This is a genomic window from Modestobacter lacusdianchii (assembly GCF_054177765.1).
Map to the genome: position 1 here is coordinate 1 of NZ_JBJJTJ010000022.1, position 26217 is coordinate 26217.

24 protein-coding genes are annotated in these 26217 nt (G+C 74.0%); 20 read left to right on the top strand and 4 right to left on the bottom strand.

Going from position 1 to position 26217, the window contains the following annotated elements; all coding sequences use genetic code 11:
- Positions 1-119: 119 nt before the first annotated feature.
- The 3 genes from ACJTNH_RS15115 to ACJTNH_RS15125 are packed head-to-tail and all read left to right on the top strand — an operon-like array spanning position 120 to position 1961.
- Positions 120-332, top strand: coding sequence for a hypothetical protein (locus ACJTNH_RS15115; protein ID WP_458177025.1), 213 nt, complete (start codon positions 120-122; stop codon positions 330-332).
- Positions 333-366: 34 nt separating this feature from the next.
- Entirely contained in the window at positions 367-1332 is a 966-nt protein-coding gene (locus tag ACJTNH_RS15120) for a hydroxymethylglutaryl-CoA lyase (protein WP_458177027.1), read from the top strand.
- Positions 1333-1379: 47 nt separating this feature from the next.
- Positions 1380-1961, top strand: coding sequence for a flavin reductase family protein (locus tag ACJTNH_RS15125; RefSeq protein WP_458177029.1), 582 nt, complete (start codon positions 1380-1382; stop codon positions 1959-1961).
- Here the strand turns inward: ACJTNH_RS15125 and ACJTNH_RS15130 are convergent.
- The 4 genes from ACJTNH_RS15130 to ACJTNH_RS15145 all read right to left on the bottom strand — a co-directional run bounded on the left by ACJTNH_RS15130 (position 1958) and on the right by ACJTNH_RS15145 (position 6430).
- Complete coding sequence (locus ACJTNH_RS15130) at positions 1958-4282, bottom strand: SpoIIE family protein phosphatase (RefSeq protein WP_458177031.1); 2325 nt, start codon at positions 4280-4282, stop codon at positions 1958-1960. The two genes, ACJTNH_RS15125 and ACJTNH_RS15130, sit on opposite strands and share 4 nt — an antisense overlap.
- Before the next feature lie 223 nt (positions 4283-4505).
- Entirely contained in the window at positions 4506-4997 is a 492-nt protein-coding gene (locus tag ACJTNH_RS15135) for a hypothetical protein (protein WP_458177033.1), read from the bottom strand.
- Positions 4990-5355, bottom strand: coding sequence for a hypothetical protein (locus tag ACJTNH_RS15140; protein ID WP_458177035.1), 366 nt, complete (start codon positions 5353-5355; stop codon positions 4990-4992). The genes ACJTNH_RS15135 and ACJTNH_RS15140 overlap by 8 nt, the downstream gene beginning before the upstream one ends.
- A gap of 82 nt (positions 5356-5437) precedes the next feature.
- On the bottom strand, positions 5438-6430 hold the full coding sequence (locus ACJTNH_RS15145; protein ID WP_458177037.1) for an aldo/keto reductase: 993 nt from the start codon (positions 6428-6430) through the stop codon (positions 5438-5440).
- A 176-nt stretch (positions 6431-6606) separates the two neighbouring features.
- On the opposite strand from ACJTNH_RS15145, the gene ACJTNH_RS15150 reads away from it, so the two are divergent.
- The 17 genes from ACJTNH_RS15150 to ACJTNH_RS15230 all read left to right on the top strand — a co-directional run bounded on the left by ACJTNH_RS15150 (position 6607) and on the right by ACJTNH_RS15230 (position 26042).
- Entirely contained in the window at positions 6607-7617 is a 1011-nt protein-coding gene (locus tag ACJTNH_RS15150) for a siderophore ABC transporter substrate-binding protein (RefSeq protein WP_458177039.1), read from the top strand.
- 37 nt (positions 7618-7654) lie between these two features.
- Complete coding sequence (locus ACJTNH_RS15155; protein ID WP_458177042.1) at positions 7655-8674, top strand: ABC transporter permease; 1020 nt, start codon at positions 7655-7657, stop codon at positions 8672-8674.
- Complete coding sequence (locus ACJTNH_RS15160) at positions 8664-9698, top strand: iron chelate uptake ABC transporter family permease subunit (protein WP_458177044.1); 1035 nt, start codon at positions 8664-8666, stop codon at positions 9696-9698. Before ACJTNH_RS15155 ends, ACJTNH_RS15160 begins: the two co-directional genes overlap by 11 nt.
- Positions 9695-10453 carry an iron ABC transporter ATP-binding protein gene (locus ACJTNH_RS15165; protein ID WP_458177046.1) on the top strand — a complete coding sequence of 253 codons (759 nt, stop codon included), beginning with the start codon at positions 9695-9697 and terminating at the stop codon, positions 10451-10453. The genes ACJTNH_RS15160 and ACJTNH_RS15165 overlap by 4 nt, the downstream gene beginning before the upstream one ends.
- 101 nt (positions 10454-10554) lie before the next feature.
- Positions 10555-12312 carry an N-acetylglutaminylglutamine synthetase gene (ngg, locus tag ACJTNH_RS15170; RefSeq protein ID WP_458177048.1) on the top strand — a complete coding sequence of 586 codons (1758 nt, stop codon included), beginning with the start codon at positions 10555-10557 and terminating at the stop codon, positions 12310-12312.
- A gap of 74 nt (positions 12313-12386) precedes the next feature.
- Positions 12387-12782, top strand: coding sequence for a fluoride efflux transporter CrcB (gene crcB, locus ACJTNH_RS15175; RefSeq protein WP_458177139.1), 396 nt, complete (start codon positions 12387-12389; stop codon positions 12780-12782).
- Positions 12779-13132 (top strand): fluoride efflux transporter FluC, encoded by a 354-nt coding sequence (locus ACJTNH_RS15180; RefSeq protein ID WP_458177050.1) that lies wholly within the window; start codon positions 12779-12781, stop codon positions 13130-13132. Before crcB ends, ACJTNH_RS15180 begins: the two co-directional genes overlap by 4 nt.
- An 81-nt stretch (positions 13133-13213) precedes the next feature.
- Complete coding sequence (locus ACJTNH_RS15185) at positions 13214-14605, top strand: alpha,alpha-trehalose-phosphate synthase (UDP-forming) (RefSeq protein WP_458177052.1); 1392 nt, start codon at positions 13214-13216, stop codon at positions 14603-14605.
- Complete coding sequence (gene otsB, locus ACJTNH_RS15190) at positions 14602-15351, top strand: trehalose-phosphatase (RefSeq protein WP_458177054.1); 750 nt, start codon at positions 14602-14604, stop codon at positions 15349-15351. Before ACJTNH_RS15185 ends, otsB begins: the two co-directional genes overlap by 4 nt.
- A gap of 118 nt (positions 15352-15469) precedes the next feature.
- Positions 15470-16453 carry a Bug family tripartite tricarboxylate transporter substrate binding protein gene (locus tag ACJTNH_RS15195; RefSeq protein WP_458177056.1) on the top strand — a complete coding sequence of 328 codons (984 nt, stop codon included), beginning with the start codon at positions 15470-15472 and terminating at the stop codon, positions 16451-16453.
- Between the two features lie 49 nt (positions 16454-16502).
- Positions 16503-17030, top strand: a complete 528-nt coding sequence (locus tag ACJTNH_RS15200; protein WP_458177058.1) for a tripartite tricarboxylate transporter TctB family protein — start codon at positions 16503-16505, stop codon at positions 17028-17030.
- Positions 17009-18583, top strand: coding sequence for a tripartite tricarboxylate transporter permease (locus ACJTNH_RS15205; RefSeq protein ID WP_458177060.1), 1575 nt, complete (start codon positions 17009-17011; stop codon positions 18581-18583). Before ACJTNH_RS15200 ends, ACJTNH_RS15205 begins: the two co-directional genes overlap by 22 nt.
- A 17-nt stretch (positions 18584-18600) precedes the next feature.
- Positions 18601-19008: a universal stress protein gene (locus ACJTNH_RS15210; protein ID WP_458177062.1), complete on the top strand. Its 408-nt coding sequence runs from the start codon at positions 18601-18603 to the stop codon at positions 19006-19008.
- A 326-nt stretch (positions 19009-19334) separates the two neighbouring features.
- Positions 19335-21767: a chemotaxis protein CheA gene (locus tag ACJTNH_RS15215; protein WP_458177064.1), complete on the top strand. Its 2433-nt coding sequence runs from the start codon at positions 19335-19337 to the stop codon at positions 21765-21767.
- 1 nt (position 21768) lies between these two features.
- Positions 21769-22227, top strand: a complete 459-nt coding sequence (locus tag ACJTNH_RS15220; protein ID WP_458177066.1) for a chemotaxis protein CheW — start codon at positions 21769-21771, stop codon at positions 22225-22227.
- A gap of 161 nt (positions 22228-22388) precedes the next feature.
- Positions 22389-23996, top strand: a complete 1608-nt coding sequence (locus ACJTNH_RS15225; protein ID WP_458177068.1) for a methyl-accepting chemotaxis protein — start codon at positions 22389-22391, stop codon at positions 23994-23996.
- A 465-nt stretch (positions 23997-24461) separates the two neighbouring features.
- Positions 24462-26042 (top strand): methyl-accepting chemotaxis protein, encoded by a 1581-nt coding sequence (locus ACJTNH_RS15230; RefSeq protein WP_458177070.1) that lies wholly within the window; start codon positions 24462-24464, stop codon positions 26040-26042.
- The last annotated feature ends 175 nt before the right edge of the window (positions 26043-26217 follow it).

Consider the following 26217-nt stretch of genomic DNA (forward strand, 5'->3'; position numbering starts at 1 on the left):
GCGGGCGGGGGCGGGGGGGCCGGGGGGGGGGGGGGGGGGGGGGGGGGCGGGGGGGGGGGGGGGGGGGCGGGGGGGGCCGCCCCCCCCCCCCCGCCCCCCCCCCCCCCGACGACCCGTGGGTGACGAGCCTGCCGGCGGCGGTCGAACCGGCCCCGGCCACCTACTTCACCGACGCCTCGGTGCTCCGTGACGTGGTGGGCCCGGCTCCGATCGTGGTGTGGGGCCCGGGCACGCCGGCGGTGATGCACGCGGTGGACGAGTACGTGGAGGTCGCCGAGGTGCAGCAGGCGGCCGCCGCGTTCAGCGAGGTGCTCACCCGCTGGCCGGCGTGACGCCGTTCCACGTGGAACCGCCCGGAGGGGCATCATGCTGACCGACGGCGAGGAGGCCATCGTGAACGAGTTCGACCTGGTGCTGCCCGCGGCGGTGGACGTCCGGGAAGTCGGCATGCGCGACGGCCTGCAGCTGGAGGCCCCGCTGCCGCTGGCCGACAAGCTCGCGATGCTCGAGGCGCTGGTGGCCACCGGCGTCCGCCGGATCGAGGTGACCTCGTTCGTCTCCCCGAAGGCGGTGCCCGCGCTGGCCGACGCCGACCAGGTCGCCGCCGAGCTGCACCGCTTCGACGGGGTGCACTTCTCCGCGCTGGTCGCCAACCCGCGGGGCGCGGTGCGGGCGGTCGACGCCGGCATCGCCCACCTGGAGTACGTCGTCTCCGCCGCCGACTCGCACAGCCGGGCCAACGCCGGGCGCGGCACCGCCGAGGCGGTCGGCGCGGTCGCGGAGATCGCCGAGCTCGCCCACGGCGCCGGTGGCTCCCTGGAGGTCATCGTGGCCACCGCCTGGGACTGCCCGTTCGACGGCCGCACCCCGGTGGCCCGCACGGTCGACGTCACCCGGGCCGCGGTCACCGCCGGAGCCGACCAGCTCTGCCTCGGCGACACCATCGGCACGACCACCCCGCTGCGGGTCGTGCGGCTGATCGACGAGGTCCGCCGCGCCTGCCCCGGCACCCCGCTGGGCGTGCACTTCCACGACACCCGCGGCACCGGCCAGGCCAACGCCCTCGCGGCGCTGCAGGCCGGCACCACCCAGCTCGACGCCTCGGTCGGCGGCCTCGGCGGCTGCCCGTTCGCGCCGGGCGCCAGCGGCAACATCGCCACCGAGGAGCTCGTCTACTGGCTGGCCGACGCCGGGGTCGCCACCGGCATCGACCTGGACGCCGTCCTCGCCGCGGCGGCGGTCACCGAGCGCGCGGTCGGCCACGAGCTGCCCAGCTCGCTGTACCGGGCCGGTGGGCGCAACCAGCCGCGGGGGGCCGTCGTCCCGGCGTGACGGCCCGCACGCTGCCGGGTGCGGCGGGGCGTGATGGGATCGACGGTGTGAGTGCAGACGCGGCGGGCCCGCCGCCCCAGGTGGTCGACCCCCGGCTGATGCGCGACGTGCTGGGGCACTTCGTCTCCGGGGTCACGGTGGTGACCGCGATGGCCGCCGACGGCCCGGTGGGCTTCACCTGCCAGTCGTTCAGCTCGCTGTCACTGGACCCGCCGCTGGTCGCCTTCGCCCCGGCCCGCACCTCCCGCACCTGGCCGCGGCTGCGGGAGGCCGGCCGGTTCTGCGTCAACGTGCTCGCCGAGGAGCAGAGCCACCTGTCCCGTCAGTTCGCCCGCTCCGGCGCCGACAAGTACGCCGGCGTCGGCTGGACGCCCAGCCCGCACGGCTCCCCCGTGCTGGACGACGTGGTGGCCTGGATCGACAGCGAGCTGTGGGCCGAGTACGACGGCGGCGACCACACGATCGTCGTCGCCCGGGTGCTCGACCTCGGCGCCGACGCCGCCCGCACCCCGCTCCTCTTCCACCGCGGCGCCTACGGCCTGCAGCAGCAGGAGGACCACCCTGCCCCCCACCACTCGCGGGCTCGCGGCGGGCCCCTGCAGAGTGGCCGGGAAGCGGCTGAGGGTTAGTCGAAGCGGACGGCGATGACGGCGACGTCGTCCCGGCGGTCGGGGTCGGTGCCCAGGGCCTGCAGGCACAGTGCGGCAGGGTCGGCGTCCACGGGAGCCCCGGCCAGCCGCGCGGCCAGCGCGGCGATCCCCTGGTCCATGTCCGCGCCGGGCCGCTCGATGAGGCCGTCGGTGTAGGCGACCAGGGTGGCGCCGGCGGGGATCTCGATCGTCCGTGAGGTGCGCGGGAAGGTCGCGTCGACGCCGATGAGCAGCCCGGTGACGCCGTCCAGCACGCGCACCGTCCCGTCGACGGCGCGCAGCATCAGCGGCGGGTGTCCGGCGTTGGCCAGCTGCAGCCGCCACGACCCGCCGGGCCGGTCCGGGCGCTCGGCGCGGCCGTAGACCATCGTCGCCATCGGGGCCACGTGCAGGCCCTGGACCAGCCGGTCGACCCGGCCGAGGATCTCGCCGGGGTCGCCCTCGCCGGCGTCCCAGGCGCAGGCCCGGAGCAGACCGCGCAGGTGGCCCATGGCGGCGGCGGCCGCCACGTCGTGGCCCACGACGTCGCCGATGGCGATGCCCACGCTGCCGTCGGGCAGGTGCAGCAGGTCGTAGAAGTCGCCGCCGACCTCGGCCGCGCTGGAGGCGCTGAGGTAGTGGGCCGCCGAGGTGACCCCGGCGATGTCGGGCAGCTGGGGCAGCAGCGAGCGCTGCAGCGTCTCGGCGACGGAGTGCTCCTGCTGGTACAGGCTCACGTTGTCCATCGCCAGGGCGGCCCGGCGGGAGAGGTCGCGGGCCAGGTCGACGTCGTCCTGGCCGAACCGCCGGGCCTGGCTCTCGGCGACCAGGGTCAGCGCGCCGAGGGTGCGGCGGCGGGCGACGAGCGGCACGGTGAGCTGCGATGAGGTGCCGAGCTCGGCCATCACCTCGCGCAGCGCCGGGTCGGGGGCGGCCGCGGCCAGGATCTCCGCGGTGATCTCCGGGACGAGCACCGGCTCGCTGGAGGTGAGTACCCGCCGGATCGGGGCGGCCTCGGGCAGGTCGGCGACGCGCAGCGTGGCGAAGCGGCGCAGCTCCTCGACCATGCCGCGGCGGTGGGCGGCCGAGGTGCCGGAGACCGCGCCGTGCTCGTCGACCAGGGTGACGAACACCCAGTCGGCCAGCAGTGGCACGCACAGCGAGGCCAGCCGGTCGAGCAGGTCGTCGAGGTCCAGGGTGGCGCTGAGGGTGCTGGTGGCCTCGGCCATCAGCGCCAGCCGGCTCTGCGCCCGCTCGGCGGCGACCCTGGCCGCGTCGGCGGCGGCGTGCGCCTCCTCGGCGTCCCGGCGGGCGGCCTGCTCGGCGGCGAAGGCGGCCTTGCGGTCGTCCTCGACCCGCACCCGTTCGGTGACGTCGGTCTGCACCCCGACGAAGCTGACCAGCGTGCCCTCGCCGTCGAAGACCGGCGTGATGGACAGCTGGTTCCAGAAGGCGGTGCCGTCCTTGCGGTAGTTGAGCAGCGTGGTGGTGACCGGCTGGTGGTCCTGCAGTGCCTGGCGCAGGTCGTCGACGGCCTTGCGCTCGGTCGCCGGCCCCTGGAGGAAGCGGCAGTTGCGCCCGACGCTCTCCTCGTAGGAGTACCCGCTGATCCGGCTGAACGACGGGTTGACCCAGACCAGCGGGTCGTCGGGCTGGCGGGGGTCGGTGATGGTGAAGGCGATGTCGGTGGCGACGACGGCCCGATCGCGCAGCGCCTGCAGTTGCGTCTCCGGGTCGTCGGCCCCCGCGGCGTCGTCCAGCTGCAGGAAGACGACGAGGGACAGCCGCTGCTCGCTCGCGTCGTGCGACAGCGGGAACCCGGTCACCCAGAGCACCTGGTCGGGGTCGTCGGCCGCGGTGGCCGCCCGCTCGCGGTCGGAGCTGCGCCGCGCCGACAGCCGGACCGCCTCGCCGGCCACCGGGCGGCCGGACGCCACGTGGGACAGCGGGCTCGCGGAGCTGGCCAGCGGCGAGCCGGACAGGTCGGTGAGCCCGGCCGCCGCGCCCCAGGCGTCCACGGCCACCGGCAGGCCGACGTTGCCGGCCAGGTCGTTGGCCGCGGTGTTCGCGTAGGTGACGGTGCCGTCGGTCTGGTCGATGACCAGGACGGCGACCGGGACGTCGGCCAGCACGCCCGGCAGCGCCGACTGGGCGCTGCCGTCGGAGCCGGAGACGACGGCCTCCGCGGCGCCGACGATGGACGCCTGCTGGCGGCGCTCGGGGGCCTCGGCCGTCGCGGTCAGCCCCTCGGCGAGTGCAGCGGCGGCCTCTCGGGGGACCTGACCCGTCGCCGGGTCGGCGGGTCGTCTGTCGGACGGCACCGGCAGATCGTAACGAGACGCTTCGGTTGCGCACCACGGAGCGTGCAGGTGAGCAGCGGGTTCGCCAGCCCGGGCCGGGTGGCGACGGTCGGGAACGCCCGGCGGAGGGCGATCGTCGTCCGGGCACGTGGCTGGGTCGGTGGTGACCCGGGCGGTGGCGACTGGGGTGTGGCGACCGCGGCGGTGGGGGCGGATCCTGACGACCGGCCGGCCGGCCCGGGGCTCAGCGGGCGCCCGGGCCGCCGTCCGGACCGGGGCCCTGCTCGGCGGCCACCTCGGACTGGTGCCGCAGCCACAGCAGGCCGAGCACCGGCAGCAGCAGCGGGACGAAGCCGTAGCCCGATCCGTACCCCGACCACACCGTCGAGTCGGGGAAGGCCGCCGGGTCGACCAGCGACAGGGTGCCCACGACGAGGACGCCGGCGAGCTCCACCGAGCAGGCGAGGACGGCGGTGCGCCGGCCGCCGCGCCCGCCGCGGGCCAGGCCGATCGTGGCCAGCACGTAGACCAGCGCGGCGACGGCGGACAGCAGGTAGGCCAGCGGTGCCTCGTCGAACTGCGTGGCGAGCTGCACCGCGGCCCGTGCGCCGGCGGCGAGCGCGAACACCCCGTACAGGGCGACCAGCACCCGGCCGGGGCCGCGGGTGGTGTCGGGGGTGGCCCCGGTCGGCTCCGGTGCCGGACCGCCGAGCGCCCCGCCGGGCGCCTCAGCCACCGGTGACCTGCCACAGGTCCAGCAGCCGCCAGAGCATGACGGCGACGGCGAGCGCGGCCACGGCGAGCACCGTGCCCGCCCAGCGGGTGGGCTCGCTGCGGGCCCAGAGCAGGCCGGCGACCGGCAGCAGCACCACGCTGCCCAGGTACGCGAGGAAGGTGGCCAGCTCCGCGGGTCGCTGGCCACCGGCCAGCCCGATCCCGGCGACCACGGCCTGGACGACGAGCAGCACCTCCAGGACGCCGGTCGCGGCCAGGTGGGCGGTGCCGGTGCGCCGGCGCAGTGCGGTGCTCAGCCCGCCGAGCACGGCCAGGACGACGGCGGCCACGGTCGCCGCGACGACGAGCGCGGTGCTCATCGGCGCCGGCCGGCAGCAGGGGTTCGCACCCGCTCATCCTCTCGCGTGCCCGCCGCGGCCCCCGCCCGCCCCGGCGCGCGGCTCAGCGGTGCACGGTGGACATGTCCGGGTAGCGGTCGCCGGCGGTGGCCCCGCGGGGCGCGGCCTCGTCCAGGGCGCGCAGGTCGTCCTCGGTGAGCTCGACGTCGGCGGCGGCGGCGTTCTCCTCGAGGTAGGGGACCCGCTTGGTGCCCGGGATCGGCACGACCGAGGGGTTGCCGGCGCGGTCGGACTGCGCCATCACCCAGGCCAGCGCCAGCTGGGTGGCGGTGACGCCCTTGGCCTCGGCGAGCTGCCGGACCCGGTCGACCAGCCGCAGGTTCTGCTCGAACGCCTCCCCCTGGAAGCGCGGGTTGTGCCGGCGGAAGTCGTCGGGGGCCAGGTCGTCGACGCTGCGGATCTGCCCGGACAGGAAGCCGCGGCCGATGGGCGAGTAGGCGACGAACCCGATGCCGAGCTCGGCGCAGGTGGCCAGCACGCCGTCGTCCTCGGGGTCGCGGGTCCACAGCGAGTACTCGGTCTGCAGCGCGGTCACCGGGTGCACGGCGTGCGCCCGGCGGATCGTGTCGGGGGCGGCCTCGGAGATGCCGACGTGCCGCACCTTGCCGGCCTCCACCAGCTCGTGCAGCGCGCCCCAGGTGTCCTCGACCGGCACGGTGGTGTCCACCCGGTGCTGGTAGTACAGGTCGATCACGTCGACGCCGAGCCGTTGCAGCGAGGCGTCGCAGGCCTGGCGCACGTAGTCGGGCTTGCCGTTGATGCCGACCATGCCGCCGTCCGGCGTGCGCTCGTTGCCGAACTTGGTGGCGAGCACGACCTCGTCGCGACGCCGGGCGATGGCCTTGCCGACCAGCTGCTCGTTGGTGAACGGGCCGTACATGTCGGCGGTGTCCAGGAAGGTGACCCCCAGGTCGAGGGCCCGGCCGATGGTGCGCTCGGCCTCGGTCTGGTCGCCGGTGCCGTAGAACTCGCTCATCCCCATGCAGCCCAGGCCCTGGGCGGAGACGGTCAGGTCGCGGAGCTTCCGTGTCTGCATGCCGCGGTGGTGCCCATCGGGGCGCGAGGGCAACCCGCCTCCCGCCCAGTGGGAGATCCAGCCGTGCTGGTCACGAAATGGTCACGGCGAGGTGACAGACGGGCGACCGAGCTGATTGGTTAGGCGGGCCTCAGTGAGGTCAGCCTTCCCTCACACGTCCGAGCCTGGAGCCCCGCATGCCCCGTACCGCCCGGCCGCTCGCCGCGACCGCCCTGTCCCTCTCGGCGTTGCTCGCGCTGACCGCCTGCGGGGAGGACGCCGCGGTCGACACCGCCGCCGCGGACGAGGCCGCCACCGTCTCCTTCACCTGGAACCGCAACGTCGCCGCCGAGGACGCCGACCCGGAGTACGAGGAGACGACGGTCGAGGTGCCGAAGGACCCGGAGTCCATCGTGGTGTTCGACATGGCCAGCCTGGACACCATCGGCGCGCTGGGCGGCGAGGTCGTGGGCGCCCCTTTGGACTCCGTGCCGGGCTACCTGGAGGGGTACCTCGCCGACGACGCCTACAACGTCGGCACCCTCTTCGAGGCCGACCTCGTCGAGATCGAGGCGCAGCAGCCCGACCTCATCGTGATCGCCAACCGGTCCGCGGCGCTCTGGGAGGACCTGAACGAGATCGCCCCCACCGTCGACCTCAGCACCCGGGGCTCCTTCACCGAGAACCTCGAGCGCAACGTCACCTTCCTCGGTGAGGTGCTCGGCGCCGAGGACGAGGCCGCCGCGGCGCTCGGCGAGATCGAGTCGGGCATCGAGGAGGCGCGCGCGGCCACCGCCGACGCCGGTACCGGCCTGGGCCTGATGGTCTCCGGCGGCGAGCTCAGCGCCCTCGCGCCGGCGGGGCCGGACGCCGTCGGGCCCGCCGTCCGGGGCGGCCTGCTCTACGACGTCTTCGGCGTCGAGCCCGCGGTGGAGGACGTCGAGGCGGCCACGCACGGCGAGCCGGTGTCCTTCGAGTTCCTGCTCGAGACCGACCCCGACTCCCTGTGGGTGATCGACCGGGACGCCGCCACCGGGGAGGGCTCGCAGGCGGCGGCGGCCGTGCTCGACAACGAGATCGTCCGGCAGACCACGGCAGCCCAGCAGGACCGCGTGTTCTACCTGGACCCGCAGGCCTGGTACATCGTGTTCGGTGGTCTCGACACCACGCAGATCATGATCGACGACGTGCTGCAGGTCGCCGGGTGACCGTGCCGGCCCGGACCGAGCAGCCCGCCGGATCCCGGTGACGGCGCTCGACACCACCCGCAGGAGCACCCCCACCCCGGCGCGGCCCCGCCGCACCTGGGTGGGGGTGCTCCTCGGCGTCCTGCTGGTCGTCCTCCCGGTCACCAGCCTGTTCGTCGGGGTCTCCGACGTGACCCCGGCCTCGCTGCTGGCCGGCGGCGTCGAGAGTGACGCGGCCTTCCTGCTGGTGGCCAGCCGGATCCCCCGCACCGTCGCGGTCGTCCTCGTCGGCGCGTCCCTGGGCATCGCCGGGTTGATCCTGCAGATGCTCGTGCGCAACAAGTTCGTCGAGCCGAGCACCACGGGCGTCACCGAGTTCGCCACGCTCGGCGTGCTCGTCACGATGGTGTTCGCCCCCGGGATGGCCGTGCTGGGCAAGATGGGGGTCGCCGCGGTCTTCGGCCTCGTCGGCACCTGGGTCTTCCTCCGCGTGGTGCGGTTCGTGCCCGTGCGCCAGCTGGTGCTCATCCCGTTGGTCGGCCTGATGCTCGGCGGCGTCGTCGAGGCCGTCACGACGTTCTTCGCCTACCGCCTCGACCTGCTCCAGTCCCTGCAGCAGTGGTCGCAGGGCAGCTTCGCCAGTGTCATGCAGGGCCGCTACGAGCTGGTCTGGGTCGCCGGCCTCATGGTCGTCGTCGCCTGGGTCGCCGCGGACCGGTTCAGCGTCATCGGCCTCGGCGAGGAGTTCGCCACCAACCTCGGGCTCGACTACCGGCGGGTGGTCGCCGTCGGCATGGTGGTCGTCGCGGTGATCACCGCGGCGGTGCTCGTGACCGCCGGCATGGTGCCCTTCCTCGGGCTGGTCGTGCCGAACGTCGTCAGCCTCCTCGTCGGGGACGACGTCCGGCGGGCGGTCCCCTGGGTGGCGGGGCTCGGTGCCGTCTTCGTCGTCGCCTGCGACATCCTGGCCCGGGTCGTCCGCTTCCCCTACGAGATCCCGCTGTCGCTCATCGTCGGGGTCATCGGGGCGGCGCTGTTCCTGTGGCTGCTGCTGCGGAGGAGGAGCCGTGCTCACTGACCCGGCGACCTCGGCCCCGGCCCCCGACCACCGCACCGGACTGCGGCCCGGTGACGGGTGGGCGCGCGAGCGGTGGGCCCGGCCCCCGGTGCGCCTGGCCGTTCTCGGTGCCGTCGTCCTGGCGCTGGTGGCCGGCTACCTGTTCACCGACGTCCCCGGGTCGTTGGCCTACGCGGTGGAGATCCGCAGCCTCGCGGTCGCCGCCATGGTCGTGGTCGCGACGGCGGTGGGCGTCTCGACGGTGGTGTTCCACACCATCACGCAGAACCGCATCCTGACCCCCGCGATCATGGGGTTCGACGCCTTCTACCGGCTGATCAGCACCGTGATCGTGTTCGGCGCCGGCTCGGCGTCGTTCCTGGCGGTCGACCCGTTCACCCTGTGGGCGGTCCAGGTCGTCGTCATGGTGGCCTTCAGCGTCGCGCTGTTCACCTGGCTGTTCGGCGGCAAGCGGCGCTCGATCCACCTCATGCTGCTGGTCGGCATCGTGCTCGGCACGTTCTTCCGTGCCCTCACCGAGTGGTTGCAGCGCATGCTCGACCCGCTGGACTTCCAGGTGCTGACCGACGCGATGTTCGCCTCGCTCACCCGGCCGGACGAGACGTTGCTCGCGCTCACCGCCGGCCTCGTCGCGCTGGGCTGCGCCGCGGTCGTGCCGCTGCTGCGCACCCTGGACGTCCTGACGCTGGGTGCGTCGGCGGCCACCGGCCTCGGTGTCGAGCACCGGCGGGTGGTGATGACGCTGTTCACGGTGGTCTCGGTGATGGTCGCCGCCTCGACGGCGCTCGTCGGGCCGATCCTCTTCTTCGGGCTCATCGTCGCCAACCTCGCCTACTCCTGGGCCGGGTCGTTCCGGCACGTCTGGACGCTGCCCTCGGCCGTGCTCATCGGGATGGTCTGCCTGCTCGGTGGCCAGCTGGTCCTCGACCGGGCGCTGGACTTCGGCGGCACCCTGTCCACCGTCATCGAGTTCGCCGGCGGTCTGTTCTTCCTGTACCTCGTCCTGCGGAAGGGGGCGCGGTGATCGCGCTCGAGCACGTCACGAAGCGCTACGGCCGGCAGCCGGTCGTCGACGACGTCTCGATCACGTTCGGCGGGGAGGGCGTCACGGCGCTCATCGGGCCGAACGGGGCCGGGAAGTCGACGCTGTTCGGGCTCGTCGGCCGGCTGCTGCAGCCCGACGCCGGGCGGGTCACCGTGAACGGCATGGACGTGGCCTCGACGCCGTCCGGGGAGCTCGCGAAGGTGCTCGCGGTGCTGCGCCAGGACAACCACGTCGCGGCCCGGCTGACCGTGCACGACCTCGTCGAGTTCGGCCGGTTCCCGCACTCGCGGGGACGGCTCACGACCCACGACCGGGAGCACATCGAGCAGGCGATCGGGTACCTGGAGCTCGGCCCCTACCGGGACCGCTTCCTCGACGAGCTCTCCGGCGGGCAGCGCCAGCGGGCCTTCGTCGCGATGGTCATGGCCCAGGACACCGAGTACGTGCTGCTCGACGAGCCGCTGAACAACCTAGACCTGCGGCACATGACCGAGATCATGCGGCTCGTGCGGCGGATGGCCGACGAGCTCGGCAAGCGGGTGGTCATCGTGCTGCACGACATCAACTTCGCGGCCAGCTACGCCGACCGGATCGTCGCGATGCGGGACGGCGTCGTGGTGGCCGACGCCCCGGCGCGCGAGGTCATGCGCCCGGACGTGCTCGCCGCCGTCTACGACACCCCCGTCGACGTCCGGGAGATCGACGGCCGGCCGGTGGCGCTCTACTACGGCTGAGGCCGGTTCCACGTGGAACAGCCGCGGTGCCGCGCCGCTGTGACGTGTCCGACCCGTGCTCGCCGGGCACCCGCACGGGCATGTACGGCACGATGAGCGAGGTGACCAGCAGCACCCGTCGCCTCGCCGGCCACCGCCCGCACCGTGCCCCCGCGCCCCTGACCAGCCGGTCCTGGCAGCAGCCGGCGGCGCACCAGCTGCGCGGGATGCGCACCGACGTCGTCCTGGACATGGGCTGGGGCCGCCTGGTGTTCGGCCAGACCTTCGCCGACCTCTCCGGTGTGCTGGCCGCGCTGCGCGCCGAGGAGTCGGGCCGGCGGGACATCTGCGTCTACCCCTGGGACCCGCAGGTGCTGGTCGGGATGGCCCCCGACGAGCTGTTCATCGACCCGTCGTTCATCTTCCGGTTGCCGCTGCACCGCTACCGCCCCCGCGAGGAGCTCATCCGCGGGGTCTTCGTCCGCACCGTCACCTCGGCGGCGGAGATGGAGCTGGTCAACGACCTCTACGCCCGGGCCGGCATGGTCGCGGCGGACACCGCCACGATGTGGGCCAACCACCGCACCCGCAGCTTCACCTACCTCGTCGCCGAGGACCGCCGCACCGGCGACGTCGTCGGCACGGTGACCGGGGTCGACCACCACCTGGCCTTCGGCGACCCCGACGGCGGCGCGAGCCTGTGGTGCCTGGCCGTCGACGCCCAGGACGCCCCGCCCGGCACCGGGGAGGCGCTGGTCCGGGTGCTGGCCGAGCGGTACGCCGCCCGCGGCCGGGCGCACCTGGACCTGTCGGTGATGCACGACAACAGCGCGGCGATCCACCTGTACCGGAAGCTGGGCTTCGACCGGGTCTCGGCGGTCTCCGTGAAGCGGAAGAACCCGATCAACACCCCACTGTTCGCCGCTCCCCCGCCGGGGCTCACCGAGCTCAACCCCTACGCCCGGGTCATCGCCGAGGAGGCGCTGCGCCGCGGCATCCGGGTGGAGGTGACCGACGCCGAGTCCGGCGAGCTGCGGCTGTCGCTGGGCGGGCGGTCGGTGCTCACCCGGGAGTCGCTGTCGGAGTTCACCTCCGCGGTGGCGATGACCCGTTGCGACGACAAGCGGGTGGCCCGCCGGATCATGGAGCGGGCCGGGGTCCGGGTGCCACGGGGCGTGGTGGTCGGCGACGGCGACGACGCCGCCGCCCGCGAGCTGCTCGCCACCTGCGGCTCGGTGGTGGTCAAGCCGGCCCGCGGTGAGCAGGGGAAGGGCATCACCGTCGGCGTCCGGGACGTCGCCGGGCTGGAGCGGGCCGTGCCGCTGGCGTTGCAGCACTGCCCCGACGTGCTGGTCGAGGAGCTGGTGGCCGGTGACGACCTGCGGGTCGTCGTCATCGACCACCGGGTGGTCGCCGCGGCCCTGCGTCGTCCGGCCGAGGTCGTCGGGGACGGGCGGCAGGACGTGACCGCGCTGGTCCGGGAGACCAGCCGCCGCCGGGAGCGGGCCACCGGCGGGGAGTCCAGCATCCCGCTGGACGATGCGACCGCCGAGGTGGTGGCCGACGCCGGGCACGCGATGGAGGACGTGCTGCCCCACGGGGAGCGGCTGCGGGTGCGGCGGACGGCGAACCTGCACACCGGCGGCACGATCGTCGACGTGACCGACCGGCTGCACCCCGACATCGCGGCGGCCGCGGTGCGGGCCAGCCGGGCGATCGGGATCCCGGTGACCGGGCTGGACTTCATGGTGCCCGACGTGGAGGGCCCCGAGCACGTGTTCATCGAGGCGAACGAGCGGCCCGGGCTGGCCAACCACGAGCCGCAGCCCACCGTGGCCCGCTTCGTCGACCTGCTGTTCCCCGAGACGCGTCGCGACTGAGCGCCGCCACCGGGCCGGTGGCATGCTCCTCCCGGTCGCCGGCCGGGTGACCCGACCCCCCGGGAGGACCGCTGATCGGTTACGCCGCCGCCGCGCTCGGTGGTGCCGTGGGTGCGCTGGGCCGCTGGGGCGTCGCCGAGGCGCTGCCCTCCCCCGCCGGTGGCTGGCCGTGGGCCACCCTGCTGGTCAACCTCACCGGCTGCCTGCTGCTGGGGCTGCTGCTGGCGGTGCTCGCCGCCCGGCGCCCGGACTCCCCGTGGCTGCGGCCGCTGCTGGGCACCGGGGTGCTCGGCGGCTACACGACGTTCTCCACCTTCGCCGTCGAGACGGTGCGGCTGGCCGAGGCGGGCGCCTGGGCCACCGCCGCCGGCTACGTGCTCGCCTCGGTGCTCGGCGGGGTGCTCGCCGCCGCCGGTGGCGTCGCCCTGGGCCGCCGGCTGGCCGCGGTGCCCGCGGACGGCGTCGCGTGACGGCGCTGTGGGTGGTGCTCGGCGCCCTGGTGGGTGCCCCGCTGCGGCTGCTCGCCGACCGGGTCGCCACGGCCCGCCGCGGCCGGGGCAGCGTGCTGGGCACGCTGACCGTGAACGTCGCCGGCAGCGCCCTGCTCGGCGTGCTGCTCGGCCTGCGCGGGGTCTCCCCCGCCGTGCTGGCGCTGGTCGGCACCGGCTTCTGCGGCACGCTGACCACCTTCTCCACCTTCGGCGCCGACGTCGTCCGGCTGGTCGAGGAGCGGGTGCTGGTGCGGGCGCTGGCCTACCTCACCGGCTCGGTGGTGCTCGGGCTGGGCGCCGCCGCGGCCGGGTACCTGCTGGCCCGCTGAGTCGCCGGGCGCGCGCTGGAGGGCGCCCGTCGCCTAGGGTCGGCTCAGGATGAGTGGATCAACCGAGCGCGGAGGACGTCAGTGAGCGCCGACAGTCCGGTGGTCGTGGTCGCCAACCGGTTGCCGGTCGACCAGGTCACCGACCCGGACGGGACGACGCGGTACCAGCGCAGCCCCGGTGGGCTGGTGACCGCCCTGGAGCCGTTCGTCGCCGGCCGCGGCGGCGCGTGGGTCGGCTGGTCCGGCGCCGCGGGCGACGCCCCGGAGCCGTTCGAGTCCGGCGGGATGTCGCTGGTGCCGGTCGGGCTGTCCGAGGAGGAGGTGGACCGCTACTACGAGGGGTTCTCCAACGCCTCGCTGTGGCCGCTCTACCACGACGTGGTGGAGAAGCCCGAGTACCACCGCACCTGGTGGGACGCCTACGTCCAGGTCAACAAGCGCTTCGCCGACCGGGCCGCCGAGGTGGCCGCCGAGGGCGCGATCGTCTGGGTGCACGACTACCAGCTGCAGCTGGTGCCGGCGATGCTCCGCCAGCGGCGCCCCGACCTGACCATCGGCTTCTTCCTGCACATCCCGTTCCCGCCCTACGAGCTGTTCACCCAGCTGCCCTGGCGCTCGGCGATCATCGAGGGGCTGCTGGGTGCCGACCTGATCGGCTTCCAGCAGCCGACGGCAGCGACGAACTTCGTCAACCTCGCCCGCCGGCTGCACGACCTGCCCACCAAGGGCAACACGATCAGCTACGAGGGCCGCACGGTCACCGCCAGGGCCTTCCCGATCTCGATCGACGTCGCCGCCTTCGACGAGCTCGCCCGCACCCCCGAGGTGCTGGCGCGGGCCGCGGAGATCCGCGAGGAGCTGGGCCAGCCGGACAAGATCGTGCTCGGCGTCGACCGGCTGGACTACACCAAGGGCATCGGCGTGCGCCTGGAGGCCTTCGAGGAGCTGCTGGAGGACGGCGCGCTGGAGGCGCCGTCCACGGTGCTGGTGCAGGTGGCCACGCCCAGCCGCGAGCGGGTCGAGCACTACGTGACCATGCGCGAGACGATCGAGCAGCAGGTGGGCCACATCAACGGCGTCTACGGCTCGATCGCCGGGCCCGCCGTGCACTACTTCAACCAGTCGATGCCCCGCGAGGAGCTCGCCGCCATGTACCGGGCGGCCGACGTCATGCTGGTCACCCCCTACCGGGACGGCATGAACCTGGTGGCCAAGGAGTACGTCGCCGCGCGCGGTGACGACGGCGGGGTGCTGGTGCTCAGCGAGTTCGCCGGCGCCGCCGCCGAGCTCAAGCAGGCGCTGCTGGTCAACCCGCACGACATCGCCGGGGTGAAGAACCAGCTGCTGCGGGCGCTGCGGATGGACCGCGCGGAGGGCGTCAAGCGGATGCGCGCGATGCGCCGGTACATCGCCAAGCACGACCTCGACCACTGGGCGAACTCGTTCTTCGACTCGCTGCAGGCCCAGGCGTGAGCGACCCGCTCGACCCGGCCCTGGCCCAGGCGCTCGACGGCCTGGCCGGCCGCCGGCCGCTGCTGCTGGCCAGCGACTACGACGGCGTCCTGGCCCGGCTGCGCGACGACCCCGCCGCCGCCGTGCCCGAGCCCGGGGTGGCCGAGCTGCTCGGCCGGCTGGCCGCCGTCGACGGGGTGACCGTGGCGCTGGTCAGCGGCCGCGGGGTGGCCGACCTGCAGGCCACCAGCGGGCTCACCGGCCCGTTCCGCTGGATCGGCAGCCACGGTGCGGAGTTCGACGGCCCGCTCACCGGGGAGCTGCGCGCCGCCCGCGACGAGCTGGTGGCCACCCTGTCGCCGCTGGTGGACGCCGTCCCCGGCGCGCGGCTGGAGGTGAAGCCGGCCGCCGTCGCCGTCCACGTGCGCACGGTGCCCGAGGCCGCCGCCCGTCCGGCGCTGCTGGAGCGGGCCGCGGCCGCCGCGGGCCCGCACCACACCCCCAAGCCCGGCAAGGACGTGCTCGAGCTCGCGGTCACCGACGCCGACAAGGGCACCGCCCTGGTCCGGCTCCGGGACGAGCTGGGCGCGCAGGGCGCGCTCTACCTCGGCGACGACGTCACCGACGAGGACGGCTTTCGGGCGCTGGCGCCGGCCGGGGTGACCGTCAAGGTCGGCGAGGGCGAGACCGCCGCGGCCCACCGGGTGCCCGACCTGGCCGGCGTCCGGGCCGTCCTCGAGCGGCTGGTCGCGACGCTCGGGGCCTGATCCTCCGCGTCCCGGGACGGCGCGCCACCCGGTGGTGCCACGACGCCCCCGGGGGCATAGCGTCGCGCAGCGTGATCGTCGTCTCTGTCGCCCGCGTCCGCCCGGAGGTCCCCTCGCCGTGGCACTGACCCGCAGGTCCTTCCTCGCCGGGGCGCTCGCCGCCCCCGCGCTCGGCGCGCTGGCCGGCTGCGCCGGCACGGTGGTGCAGCCCGGTGACCTCTCCCGGCTGCGGCTGATGGTCCCGGCCAGCCCGGGCGGCGGCTGGGACACCACCGCCCGGGTGCTCCAGCGGGTGATCCAGTCCAGTGGGGTCGCCCGCAACGTGCAGGTGTTCAACGTGGAGGGCGCCGGCGGCACGATCGGGCTGGGCCAGCTCGCCCGCGAGGACGACGACGCGCTGCTGATGATGATGGGCCTGGTCATGGTGGGCGCCGTCGACACCAACGACTCGGCCACCCGGCTGACCGACGTCACCCCGATCGCCCAGCTGATCGCCGAGACCGAGCTGATCGTCGTCCCGGCCGAGTCGCCGTACGACGACCTGGCGTCCTTCGTCGAGGCCTGGCAGGCCGACCCGCGTGGCACCCCGATCGCCGGTGGCTCGGCCGGCGGCACCGACCAGATCCTCGCCGGGCTGCTGGCCCAGGCCGCCGGGATCGACCCCCGCGAGGTCAACTACATCCCCTACTCCGGCGGTGGGGAGTCGCTGTCGGCCCTGCTGGGCAACCAGGTCGCCGCCGGCATCTCCGGCACCGCCGACTACGGCGAGCAGGTGACCAGCGGCCGGCTCAAGGGGCTGGCCGTCTCCACCGCCGAGCGGTCGGACCAGGTGCCCGACGTCCCCACGATCATCGAGAGCGGCTGGGACGTCGAGGTGACCAACTGGCGCGGGCTGATGGCCCGCCCGGGGATGAGCGAGGACGCCCGGGCGGACCTGATCGACGTCGTCCAGCAGGCCCACGACACCGAGGAGTGGGCCGAGGCGCTGGAGCTCAACGGCTGGCTGGACACCTTCCAGACCGGCGACGAGTACGGCGAGTTCCTCGCCGACGAGGAGGTCCGGGTGCGGGCCGTCCTCACCGAGATCGGGCTCATCGAGTGACCCGCACCCGACCCGCAGCCGGCACCACAGCGCTCAGCCAGGAGGCGTCGTGAGCACGTCCACCACCCCACCCGGGGCGCAGCAGCGCGGGCACACCGGCGAGGCCGTGCTGGCCGCGCTGCTGGCCGCGCTCGGCGTCTACCTGCTCGTCGACGCCGGGGCGATCGCCGTTCCCGGCTCCTCGAACACGGTCGGCCCCCGCTTCTTCCCCTACGCCGTCGGCGCGCTGACCGTGCTCACCGGAGCGGGCCTGGCGCTGCGGGTGCTCCGCGGTGACCGCGGCCCGGCCGAGGACAGCGAGGACATCGACCCCGACGCCCCGACCGACTGGCGGGCGGTGGGGGTCATCGCGGTGGCCTTCCTCGCCCACGCGCTGCTGATCAACGTGATCGGCTGGCCCCTGGCGGTGGCGCTGATGTTCGCCGCGGTCGCCTGGGCGCTGGGTGCGGTGGGCGTCGTCCGGCCGTTCCTGATCGGCCTGCTGCTGGGCTGCGTGGTCTGGACCGTGTTCGTCAAGGCGCTGAACGTGGCGCTGCCCGGCGGCACGGTCCTCGAGTGGCTGACGGGCTGGATCTGATGGCCATCGACGAACTGCTCGGCGGTTTCGCCGACGCGCTCACCCCGCTGAACCTGCTGTTCGCCCTCCTCGGGGTGCTGCTGGGCACCGCGGTCGGCGTGCTGCCCGGCATCGGGCCGGCGATGACCGTGGCGCTGCTGCTGCCGGCCACCTACGTGCTGGAGCCGACCAGCGCGCTGATCATGTTCGCCGGCATCTACTACGGCGGCATGTACGGCGGGTCGACCACGTCGATCCTGCTCAACACCCCCGGTGAGTCCAGCTCGATCATGACCGCCCTCGAGGGCAACCGGATGGCCAAGGCCGGCCGGGGGTCGGCGGCGCTGGCCACGGCGGCGATCGGCTCGTTCGTGGCCGGCACGATCGCCACGGTGCTGCTCGCGCTGGTCGCGCCGACCGTGGTCGAGCTGGCCATCGGCGTCACCTCCGCCGACTACTTCGCCCTGGCGGTGATCGCCTTCGTCGCGGTCGCCACCGTGCTGGGGTCCTCCCCGCTGCGCGGGCTGGCCGCGCTGTGCCTGGGCCTCTACCTCGGGCTGGTCGGCACCGACGTGCTCACCGGGCAGGAGCGGTTCACCCTGGGCATCCCGCAGCTGTCCGACGGCATCGACGTCGTCGTGGTCGCCGTGGCCCTGTTCGCGGTGGGCGAGGCGCTGCACGTGGCCTCCCGGCTGCGCCGTGGTGCGGTGCAGGTGATCGACCACCAGGGCAGCTGGATGACCCGCCAGGACCTCCGCCGTTCGTGGGCGCCGTGGCTGCGGGGCACCGCGTTCGGCTTCCCGTTCGGGGCGCTGCCCGCCGGTGGCGCGGAGATCCCGACGTTCCTGTCCTACGCGACCGAGCGGAAGCTGACCAAGCACCCGGAGGAGTTCGGCAAGGGGGCCATCGAGGGCGTCGCCGGCCCCGAGGCGGCGAACAACGCCGCCGCGGCCGGGGTGCTGGTGCCGCTGCTGACGCTGGGCATCCCGACGTCGGCCACCGCGGCGATCATCCTCGCGGCCTTCCAGGGCTACGGCATCCAGCCCGGGCCCACGCTGCTCACCACCGAGGGCCCGCTCGTGTGGACGCTGATCGCCTCGTTGCTGATCGGCAACGCGATGCTGCTGGTGCTCAACCTGCCGCTGGTGGGGCTCTGGGTGAAGCTGCTGCGCATCCCCCGGCCCTACCTGTACGCCGGCATCCTCGCCTTCGCCTCGCTGGGCTCGTTCGCGGTCAACGCCGACCCGCTGGACCTGGTGCTGCTCCTGCTGCTGGGCCTGCTGGGTTTCGTCATGCGACGGTATGGCTGGCCGGTGGCCCCCGCGGTGATCGGGCTGATCCTCGGACCGATCGCGGAGACCAACCTGCGACGGGCGCTGGCGATCAGCAACGGCGACCTCGGCGTGCTCGTCGACACCTGGTTCAGCCGGATCGTGCTGGCGCTGGCCGTGCTGGCCCTGGTCGGCCCGATCGTGCTCCGGGCGGTGCGCGGGCCGCGCCCCTCCCCCGCCGAGCTCCAGCACGCCGACGCGGCTGCCGATGAGGACGAGACGGTCCGGAGCGCGGACCGGTGACCGGAGAGGAGCGGCCCGTGGCCGTCGTCGTGGTGGGCATGGTCCCCAACCCCCGAGGGCAGGCCGCCCTCCAGCACGGCCTGCGCGAGGCCCGGCAGCGTGCCGCCCGGCTGGTGGTGGTCAACACCTCCCGCGGTGACGCGCTCGTCGACGAGGAGTTCCTGCAGGGCGACGCGCTGCGCCGGCTGCACGAGGAGCTGGCCGCCGCCGGCGTCCCGTTCGAGGTGCGCCAGCCGGTGCACGGCCGGGACGTCGCCGAGGAGCTCTCCGCCGTGGTCGCCGAGACCGGCGCCGAGCTGCTGGTGATCGGCGTCCGCCGGCGCACGCCGGTCGGCAAGCTGCTCATGGGGTCGGCGGCCCAGCGCATCCTGCTCGAGGTCGACTGCCCGATCCTGGCCGTCAAGAGCCCGCCGCCCAGTTCCTGAACCCGGGAGTCCCACCGGCCTCACCAGGCCGTTCCCACCTCCTGCTCCCCCACTGTGACCGCCGACCCGCCGGGTCGGCGGTCACAGTCGTCTGCACCCCTGCCGATCGTCAGATCACGCTGCAGTCACAGGTGCTGACCTGGTCGGACGGTGACCTGCGTGAATTGTCGACATGACCGCGAATGACCATTCTCGGGCCATGACTGAGCAATTCTGAAAATGCGGACGCGAGCCCGGATCTCACCTTCAGGTGACCTGGATCGCGCCGATGAAGCCATCACTGTGCGGGGCAGGCCCGGACGGCGCACCAAGGGGAAGAGGCAGGCGTGGAAGGTCTGGACGACATCGTCGAGGAGTTCCTCGTGGAGAGCCACGAGAACCTCGATCAGCTGGACCAGGACCTGGTGGCCCTGGAGCAGGACCCCCGTTCCCGGGACCGGCTCTCGAGCGTCTTCCGGACGATCCACACCATCAAGGGCACCAGTGGCTTCCTGGCCTTCAACCGCCTGGAGGAGGTCGCGCACGTCGGGGAGAACCTCCTCTCCCGGCTGCGGGACGGCGCCCTGGACCTCACCCCGGCGCGCACCAGCGCGCTGCTGCTGATGACCGACACCATCCGCGCGCTGCTGGCCGAGATCGAGGCGAGCGGCGGCGAGGGCTCGGTCGAGGTCGCCGAGACCGTCAGCGTGCTCGCCAGCGCCCTCGAGGACACCCCCGCCGCTCCGGCTGCTGAGCCGGTCGTCGAGGCGGCCGTGGCCGAGCCGGTGGTCGAGGCCGCCGCGCCGGCCGAGGCGCCCGCGCCGGTGAAGAAGCCGGCCGCGAAGCGGGCCCCGGCCAAGCGGGCGCCCCGCGCGAAGGCCGCCGTGCCCGCACCGGCCCCCGTGCCCGCGGTCGAGCAGATCGCCGCACCGACGCCGCCGGCCGCCGTCCCGGCGCCCGCCCCGACCCCCCAGGAGGTCCCCGTGCCGACCGAGCCCGCCGCGCCTGCCGCGCTCGCCCCCGAGCCGGGCACCCCGGAGGCCCAGCCCAAGGGCCGCGGCGTCGCCGACAGCACCATCCGGGTGGACGTCGACCTGCTGGACAACCTGATGCTGCTGGTCGGTGAGCTGGTGCTCACCCGCAACCAGATCGTCCAGTACGTCGGCCGGCAGAACGACCAGGACCTCATCCGCGCCTCGCAGCGGCTGAACCTGATCGCCAGCGAGCTGCAGGAGAGCGCGATGAAGACGCGCATGCAGCCGATCGACCACATCTGGAGCAAGCTCCCCCGCGTCGTCCGCGACCTCGGCCTGCAGCTGCAGAAGAACATCCGGCTGGAGATGGAGGGCAAGGACACCGAGCTGGACAAGACCCTCCTCGAGGCGGTCAAGGACCCGTTGACCCACCTCGTCCGCAACTCCGTCGACCACGGCATCGAGAACACGGCCGGCCGCATCGCCGCCGGCAAGTCCCCCGAGGGCGTGCTCACCCTGCGCTCGCGGCACGAGAGCGGCCAGGTCGTGGTGGAGGTCGCCGACGACGGCGCGGGCATCGACCCGGCCAAGATCGGGGCCAAGGCCGTCGAGAAGGGCCTGATCACCGCCGACGCGATGAGCCGGATGAGCCCGCAGGACCTGCTGCAGCTGATCTTCCAGCCCGGCTTCTCCACCGCCGCCGCGGTCACCAACGTCTCCGGCCGTGGCGTCGGCATGGACGTGGTCAAGACCAACATCGAGGGCATCGGCGGCACCATCGAGGTCGAGTCGACCGTGGGCCGCGGCACCTGCATGCGGCTGCGCATCCCGCTGACCCTGGCGATCGTCCCGGCGCTGACCATCGAGTGCGCCGGCGACCGCTACGCCATCCCGCAGATCAGCCTGCAGGAGCTCGTCGCCCTGGACGCCGAGAAGGCGGCCGCCGCGGTCGAGGAGGTCGGTGGCGCATCGGTCTACCGGCTGCGTGGCGAGCTGCTCCCGCTGGTGCACCTGGCCGAGGTGCTGGGCCTGCCCTCGGACCGCCACGACGGGCACGTCGTCATCGCCGTGCTGCGGTCGGAGGGGCGTCGCTTCGGCCTGGTCGTGGACCGGGTCATCAACACCGAGGAGATCGTCGTCAAGGCCGTCAGCGGCCAGCTCAAGTCGATCGGCCTGTACTCGGGGGCCACCGTGCTGGGCGACGGCGCCGTGGCGCTGATCCTCGACGTCCAGGCGCTGGCCCGCCGGGCACTGCGGGCGGAGTCCGCGGAGCGCCAGGAGAGCCGCGTCGCCGCCTCGGTCGCCACCGCGGCGCAGGAGCGGCAGCGGATGCTGCTCGCGGCCATCGGCGGCGGCCGGCGGGTCGCCATCCCGCTCGACACCGTCACCCGCCTGGAGCAGGTGCGCAGCGAGACCGTCGAGCGGGTCGGCTCCCGCGAGGTCGTGCAGTACCGCGGCGCGATCCTGCCGATCGTCCGGCTGGACCGGCACCTGGGGGCCTTCGGCGAGACCGACCGGGAGACCCTCGAGGTCATCGTCTACGCCGACCACGGCCGCAGCGTGGCCATCGTGGTCGACGAGATCCTCGACATCGTCGACGGCGAGGCCGCGGTGCAGAGCGACATCGACGACCTGGGCCTGCTCGGCTCGGCCGTCATCGGCGACCGGGTGACCGAGCTGCTCGACGTCCGGGCCGCGATCCTCGCCGCCGACCCGGCCTTCTACACCACGGCCCCCGCCGCCCTCGCCCCTGACGCCTTCGCCTTCGACGGCGCCGGCTCCCCCGCCCCCCTGATGGAGGTCTGACATGAGCACCGCCACCGCCGCTGCCGCCCGGACCGTGCCGGCCACCAGCCAGCTGGCCACCTTCTGGCTGGACGGTGACCTCTACGGCGTGGAGGTCGAGCACGTCCAGGAGGTCCTGCGCAGCCAGAGCATCACCCGGGTGCCGCTGGCCCCGCCGGCCGTCGCCGGGCTGATCAACCTCCGGGGCCAGGTCGTCACCGCGATCGAGCTGCGCGAGCGCCTCGGCCGCCCGGCCCGCCCGCAGGGCACCGAGGCCGTGGTCATCGTCGTCCGGCTGCACGGTGAGGCGGTCAGCCTGCTGGTCGACAGCATCGCCGACGTCGTCGACGTCGACGTCCGCGACTTCGAGGCCCCGCCGGACACCCTGGACGGCGCCGCCCGCGAGCTGATCCGGGGCGCCTACAAGCTCTCCGGCCAGCTGCTGCTCGCCCTCGACGTCAACCGCGCCGTCGGCACCTGAGGAAGGACCCCCTCGCCCCCCACCGCTCGTACCTCGCGGCGGGACCCTGCGAGGGGGCCTGACCGCACCACCCAGCACCACCCAGCACCACCCGCACGACCCGAGCCGCCGGCCGGGCCGTCTCCGCATCGCCCGTCCGCACCCTCTCCAGGAGATCCAGAATGAGCAACGTCGCCCTCCCCTCCCGGCGGCTCGGGTGGTTCGCCGACCGTCCCATCGGCGTGAAGATCGGCGCGGTCATCGCGCTGCTGGCCGTCGTCGTGCTGGGCACGAACATGCTGGCCGTCACCCGCATCAACGACATGCACACCGGCCAGGAGGCCATCTACACGGAGAACCTCAAGCCGCTCAACGACCTCTCCGCCGTCCAGCGGGCGACCGCCGCGCACCGCGCCCGGGTGCTGGAGTACGCCTTCTCCGACCCGGCCCGCCAGCAGGAGCTGATCGGCCAGATGGACGAGAAGCAGGCCGACGTGGAGGCGGGGCTGGCCGAGTACGAGTCGCACATCGTCTCCCAGGAGGCGATGGACAAGTACCTGACCGCACGGTCCGGCCTGCTGCAGACGCTGACCAGCACCGCCTTCCCGCTGGGCGCGACGGGTGACATCGCCGGCTACAGCCAGCTCGTGCGCAACACCCTGCAGCCCTACTTCGACGACATCGCCGACGGGCTGGAGGAGGAGGGCATCGCCCAGTCCGAGCTGGCCGCCGCCCGCAACGCCGCCGCCGCCGACGAGGCGAGCAGCTCCATCACCCTGCTCCTGACGGTGTCGCTCACCGCCATCGTCGTCGCCGCCGGGCTGGGCTTCCTGGTCATCCGCCGCATCCTCACCACCGTGCGCTCGGTGCAGGCCTCCGTCGAGGCGATGGCCGACGGTGACCTCACCGTCGCCCCCGAGGCGCGGGACCGGGACGAGATCGGCCAGATGGCGCAGTCGCTGGCCGAGGCGCAGGACAACCTCCGCTCGGTGATGGCCTCCGTCGTCGCCTCCTCCGACGCGGTCGCCGCCGCCTCCGAGCAGCTGTCGGCGTCCTCCGCGCAGATCTCCGCCTCGGCGGAGGAGACCTCGGCGCAGTCGGGTGTGGTGTCGGCCGCCGCCGACGAGGTGTCGCGCAACGTGGCGACGGTGGCCGCCGGCGCTGATGAGATGAGCTCGGCGATCCGGGAGATCAGCCAGAGCGTCAACGAGGCCACCCGGGTGGCGGCGCAGGCGGTGGGCGAGGCGCAGGCCACCACCGAGACGATCCAGAAGCTGGGGACGTCGTCGCAGGAGATCGGTGCGGTGGTCAAGGCGATCACCTCGATCGCGGAGCAGACGAACCTGCTGGCGCTCAACGCCACGATCGAGGCGGCGCGGGCCGGTGAGGCGGGCAAGGGCTTCGCGGTGGTCGCCAACGAGGTCAAGGAGCTGGCGCAGGAGACGGCGCGGGCCACTGAGGACATCGCCCGGCGGGTGGAGGCGATCCAGGGTGACACCGGTGGCGCGGTGTCGGCGATCGGCCGGATCTCGGAGATCATCGGCTCGATCAACGACTTCCAGCTGACCATCGCCTCGGCGGTGGAGGAGCAGACCGCGACCACGAACGAGATGTCCCGGTCGGTGCAGGAGGCCGCCGGTGGCTCCACCGAGATCGCCACCAACATCACCGGCGTCTCGACCGCTGCCTCCTCGACCACCCAGGCGCTGGGCCAGACCCGCCAGGCCGTCGACGAGCTGTCCCGGATGGCCAGCGACCTGCGCACCACGGTGTCCCGCTTCAGCTACTGACAGGTCCTCGTGCCCCGCCACCGGCGGGGCACGGGCCTGGACCACGCAGCACCCACCGACCCCCGGCCGCTGCCCCGCCCCCTTCCCCGGGCGAGGTGGCGGCCGTGGCCGTTCCCGGGAGTGCCCGGAATCCGCTCGACGCCGTTCTCCGGACCCGCCGGCCCCCGGCGAGGATGTCGACACGGCGCCCGTCTGAACCGGTCATCGACCATTCTCGCCGCATTCCAGCGACACGCCGGGTGAAGCGGTAACCGGCGTTACCGCATCCGCCATCCTCGTCGTGCACGACCCGTTCCCGGTGGCTCTCGGTCCCGGTGACGGAATGGTGCGGGGGGTCCTGCCGCCCGGAACACCGTTCCGCCACCCACTCGTGCAATCGTTCCCATCAGCAGCGGGCACTGCTCGACCCGGGTCCGCCCCGGACACACCGACCGCGTCCTCCTCCCCACCCTCCGGAGACCCGCCATGCGCTCCCCCACCCACTGGTTCACCGACCGCCCGCTGGCCGTCCGGTTCGCCGTGCTCGTCGGCGTCGTCGTCGTGGCGTTCGGCTCGCTGCTCACGACCCTGCTGACGTCCAACGCCGCCGTTCGGCAGGCGGAGGACGAGGGCACCGCGCTGGCCGACGCGCAGGCGCTGGTCCTCCAGCTGGACACCCGGGCCAGCGAGTTCAAGGTCGACGCCTTCCGGGCGCTGGTGCGCCCCGATCCGCAGGCGGAGCTGCCCAACCTGCGCGACGACGTGGCCACGGCCGAGGGGCTGCTGGCGGAGCTGGCGCAGGTCCCGCTGACCGGCGAGCCGGCGGAGACGGTCGGGGCCCTGGACGAGGCGTTCGGCGCCTACACCGGTGCGATCACCGCGATCGCGGAGGGTGCCGTCGCCGACCAGGCCGCCGCCCGGGCCCGGTTCGAGCAGATCCAGGTGGCCAACGACGTCACCGACGCGGCGGTCGGCGAGGCCAAGGACGCGCTGGCGGCGGCCATGGTGGTGGCCCACGACGGCATGGACGAGGAGATGGCCCGCGCCGACGTGGCGGGCATGGTGGCCGTCGGTGTCGGGCTGGCCGTGGTCGTGGCCCTCGCGCTGCTCATCCAGCGGTCGCTGGCCCGGCCGATCGGCCGCGTGCGGGCCTCCCTGGAGGCGATGGCGCGGGGTGACCTGACGGTCGGGGCCGGCGTCGACGCCCGCGACGAGGTCGGCCAGATGGCGGCGGCCCTGGGCACGGCCCAGGCGCACCTCCGGTCCGTCGTCGCCGCGGTGGCGGCGTCCTCGGACGCGGTGGCCGCGGCCTCGGAGGAGCTCTCGGCGTCGGCCGCGGAGATCTCCGCGTCGGCGGAGGAGACCTCGGCGCAGTCGGGTGTGGTGTCGGCCGCCGCCGACGAGGTGTCGCGGAACGTCGCGACGGTGGCCGCCGGTGCTGAGCAGATGGGCGCCTCGATCCGGGAGATCAGCCAGAACGCGAACGAGGCTGCGCGGGTGGCGGCGCAGGCGGTGACGGAGGCGGAGACGACCACGCAGACGATCCAGAAGCTGGGGACGTCGTCGCAGGAGATCGGTGCGGTGGTCAAGGCGATCACCTCGATCGCGGAGCAGACGAACCTGCTGGCGCTGAACGCCACGATCGAGGCGGCGCGGGCCGGTGAGGCGGGCAAGGGCTTCGCGGTGGTGGCCAACGAGGTGAAGGAGCTGGCGCAGGAGACGGCGCGGGCCACCGAGGACATCGCCCGGCGGGTGGAGGCGATCCAGGGTGACACCGGTGGCGCGGTGTCGGCGATCGGCCGGATCTCGGAGATCATCGGCTCGATCAACGACTTCCAGCTGACCATCGCCTCGGCGGTGGAGGAGCAGACCGCGACCACGAACGAGATGTCCCGGTCGGTGCAGGAGGCCGCCGGTGGCTCCACCGAGATCGCCACGAACATCACCGGCGTCTCGGCGGCGGCGTCGTCGACCACGCAGTCACTCGGGCAGACCCGGCAGGCCGTGGACGAGCTGTCCCGGATGGCCAGCGACCTGCGCAGCAGCGTGGCCACGTTCACCTGGTGAACCGCGGCGGGTGGAACCGCCCGACCGTCCGGCCGCCGTGCTCCCAGGGGCACGGCGGCCGGTGTCGTTCCCCGACCATTCCGGCACCGTTCTCGGCTCGATGTCGACATGAGGACGACCTGGGTGGGTCATCGCGCTTTCTGGTCCCGTTCGACACGACACGGTCCGCGATACG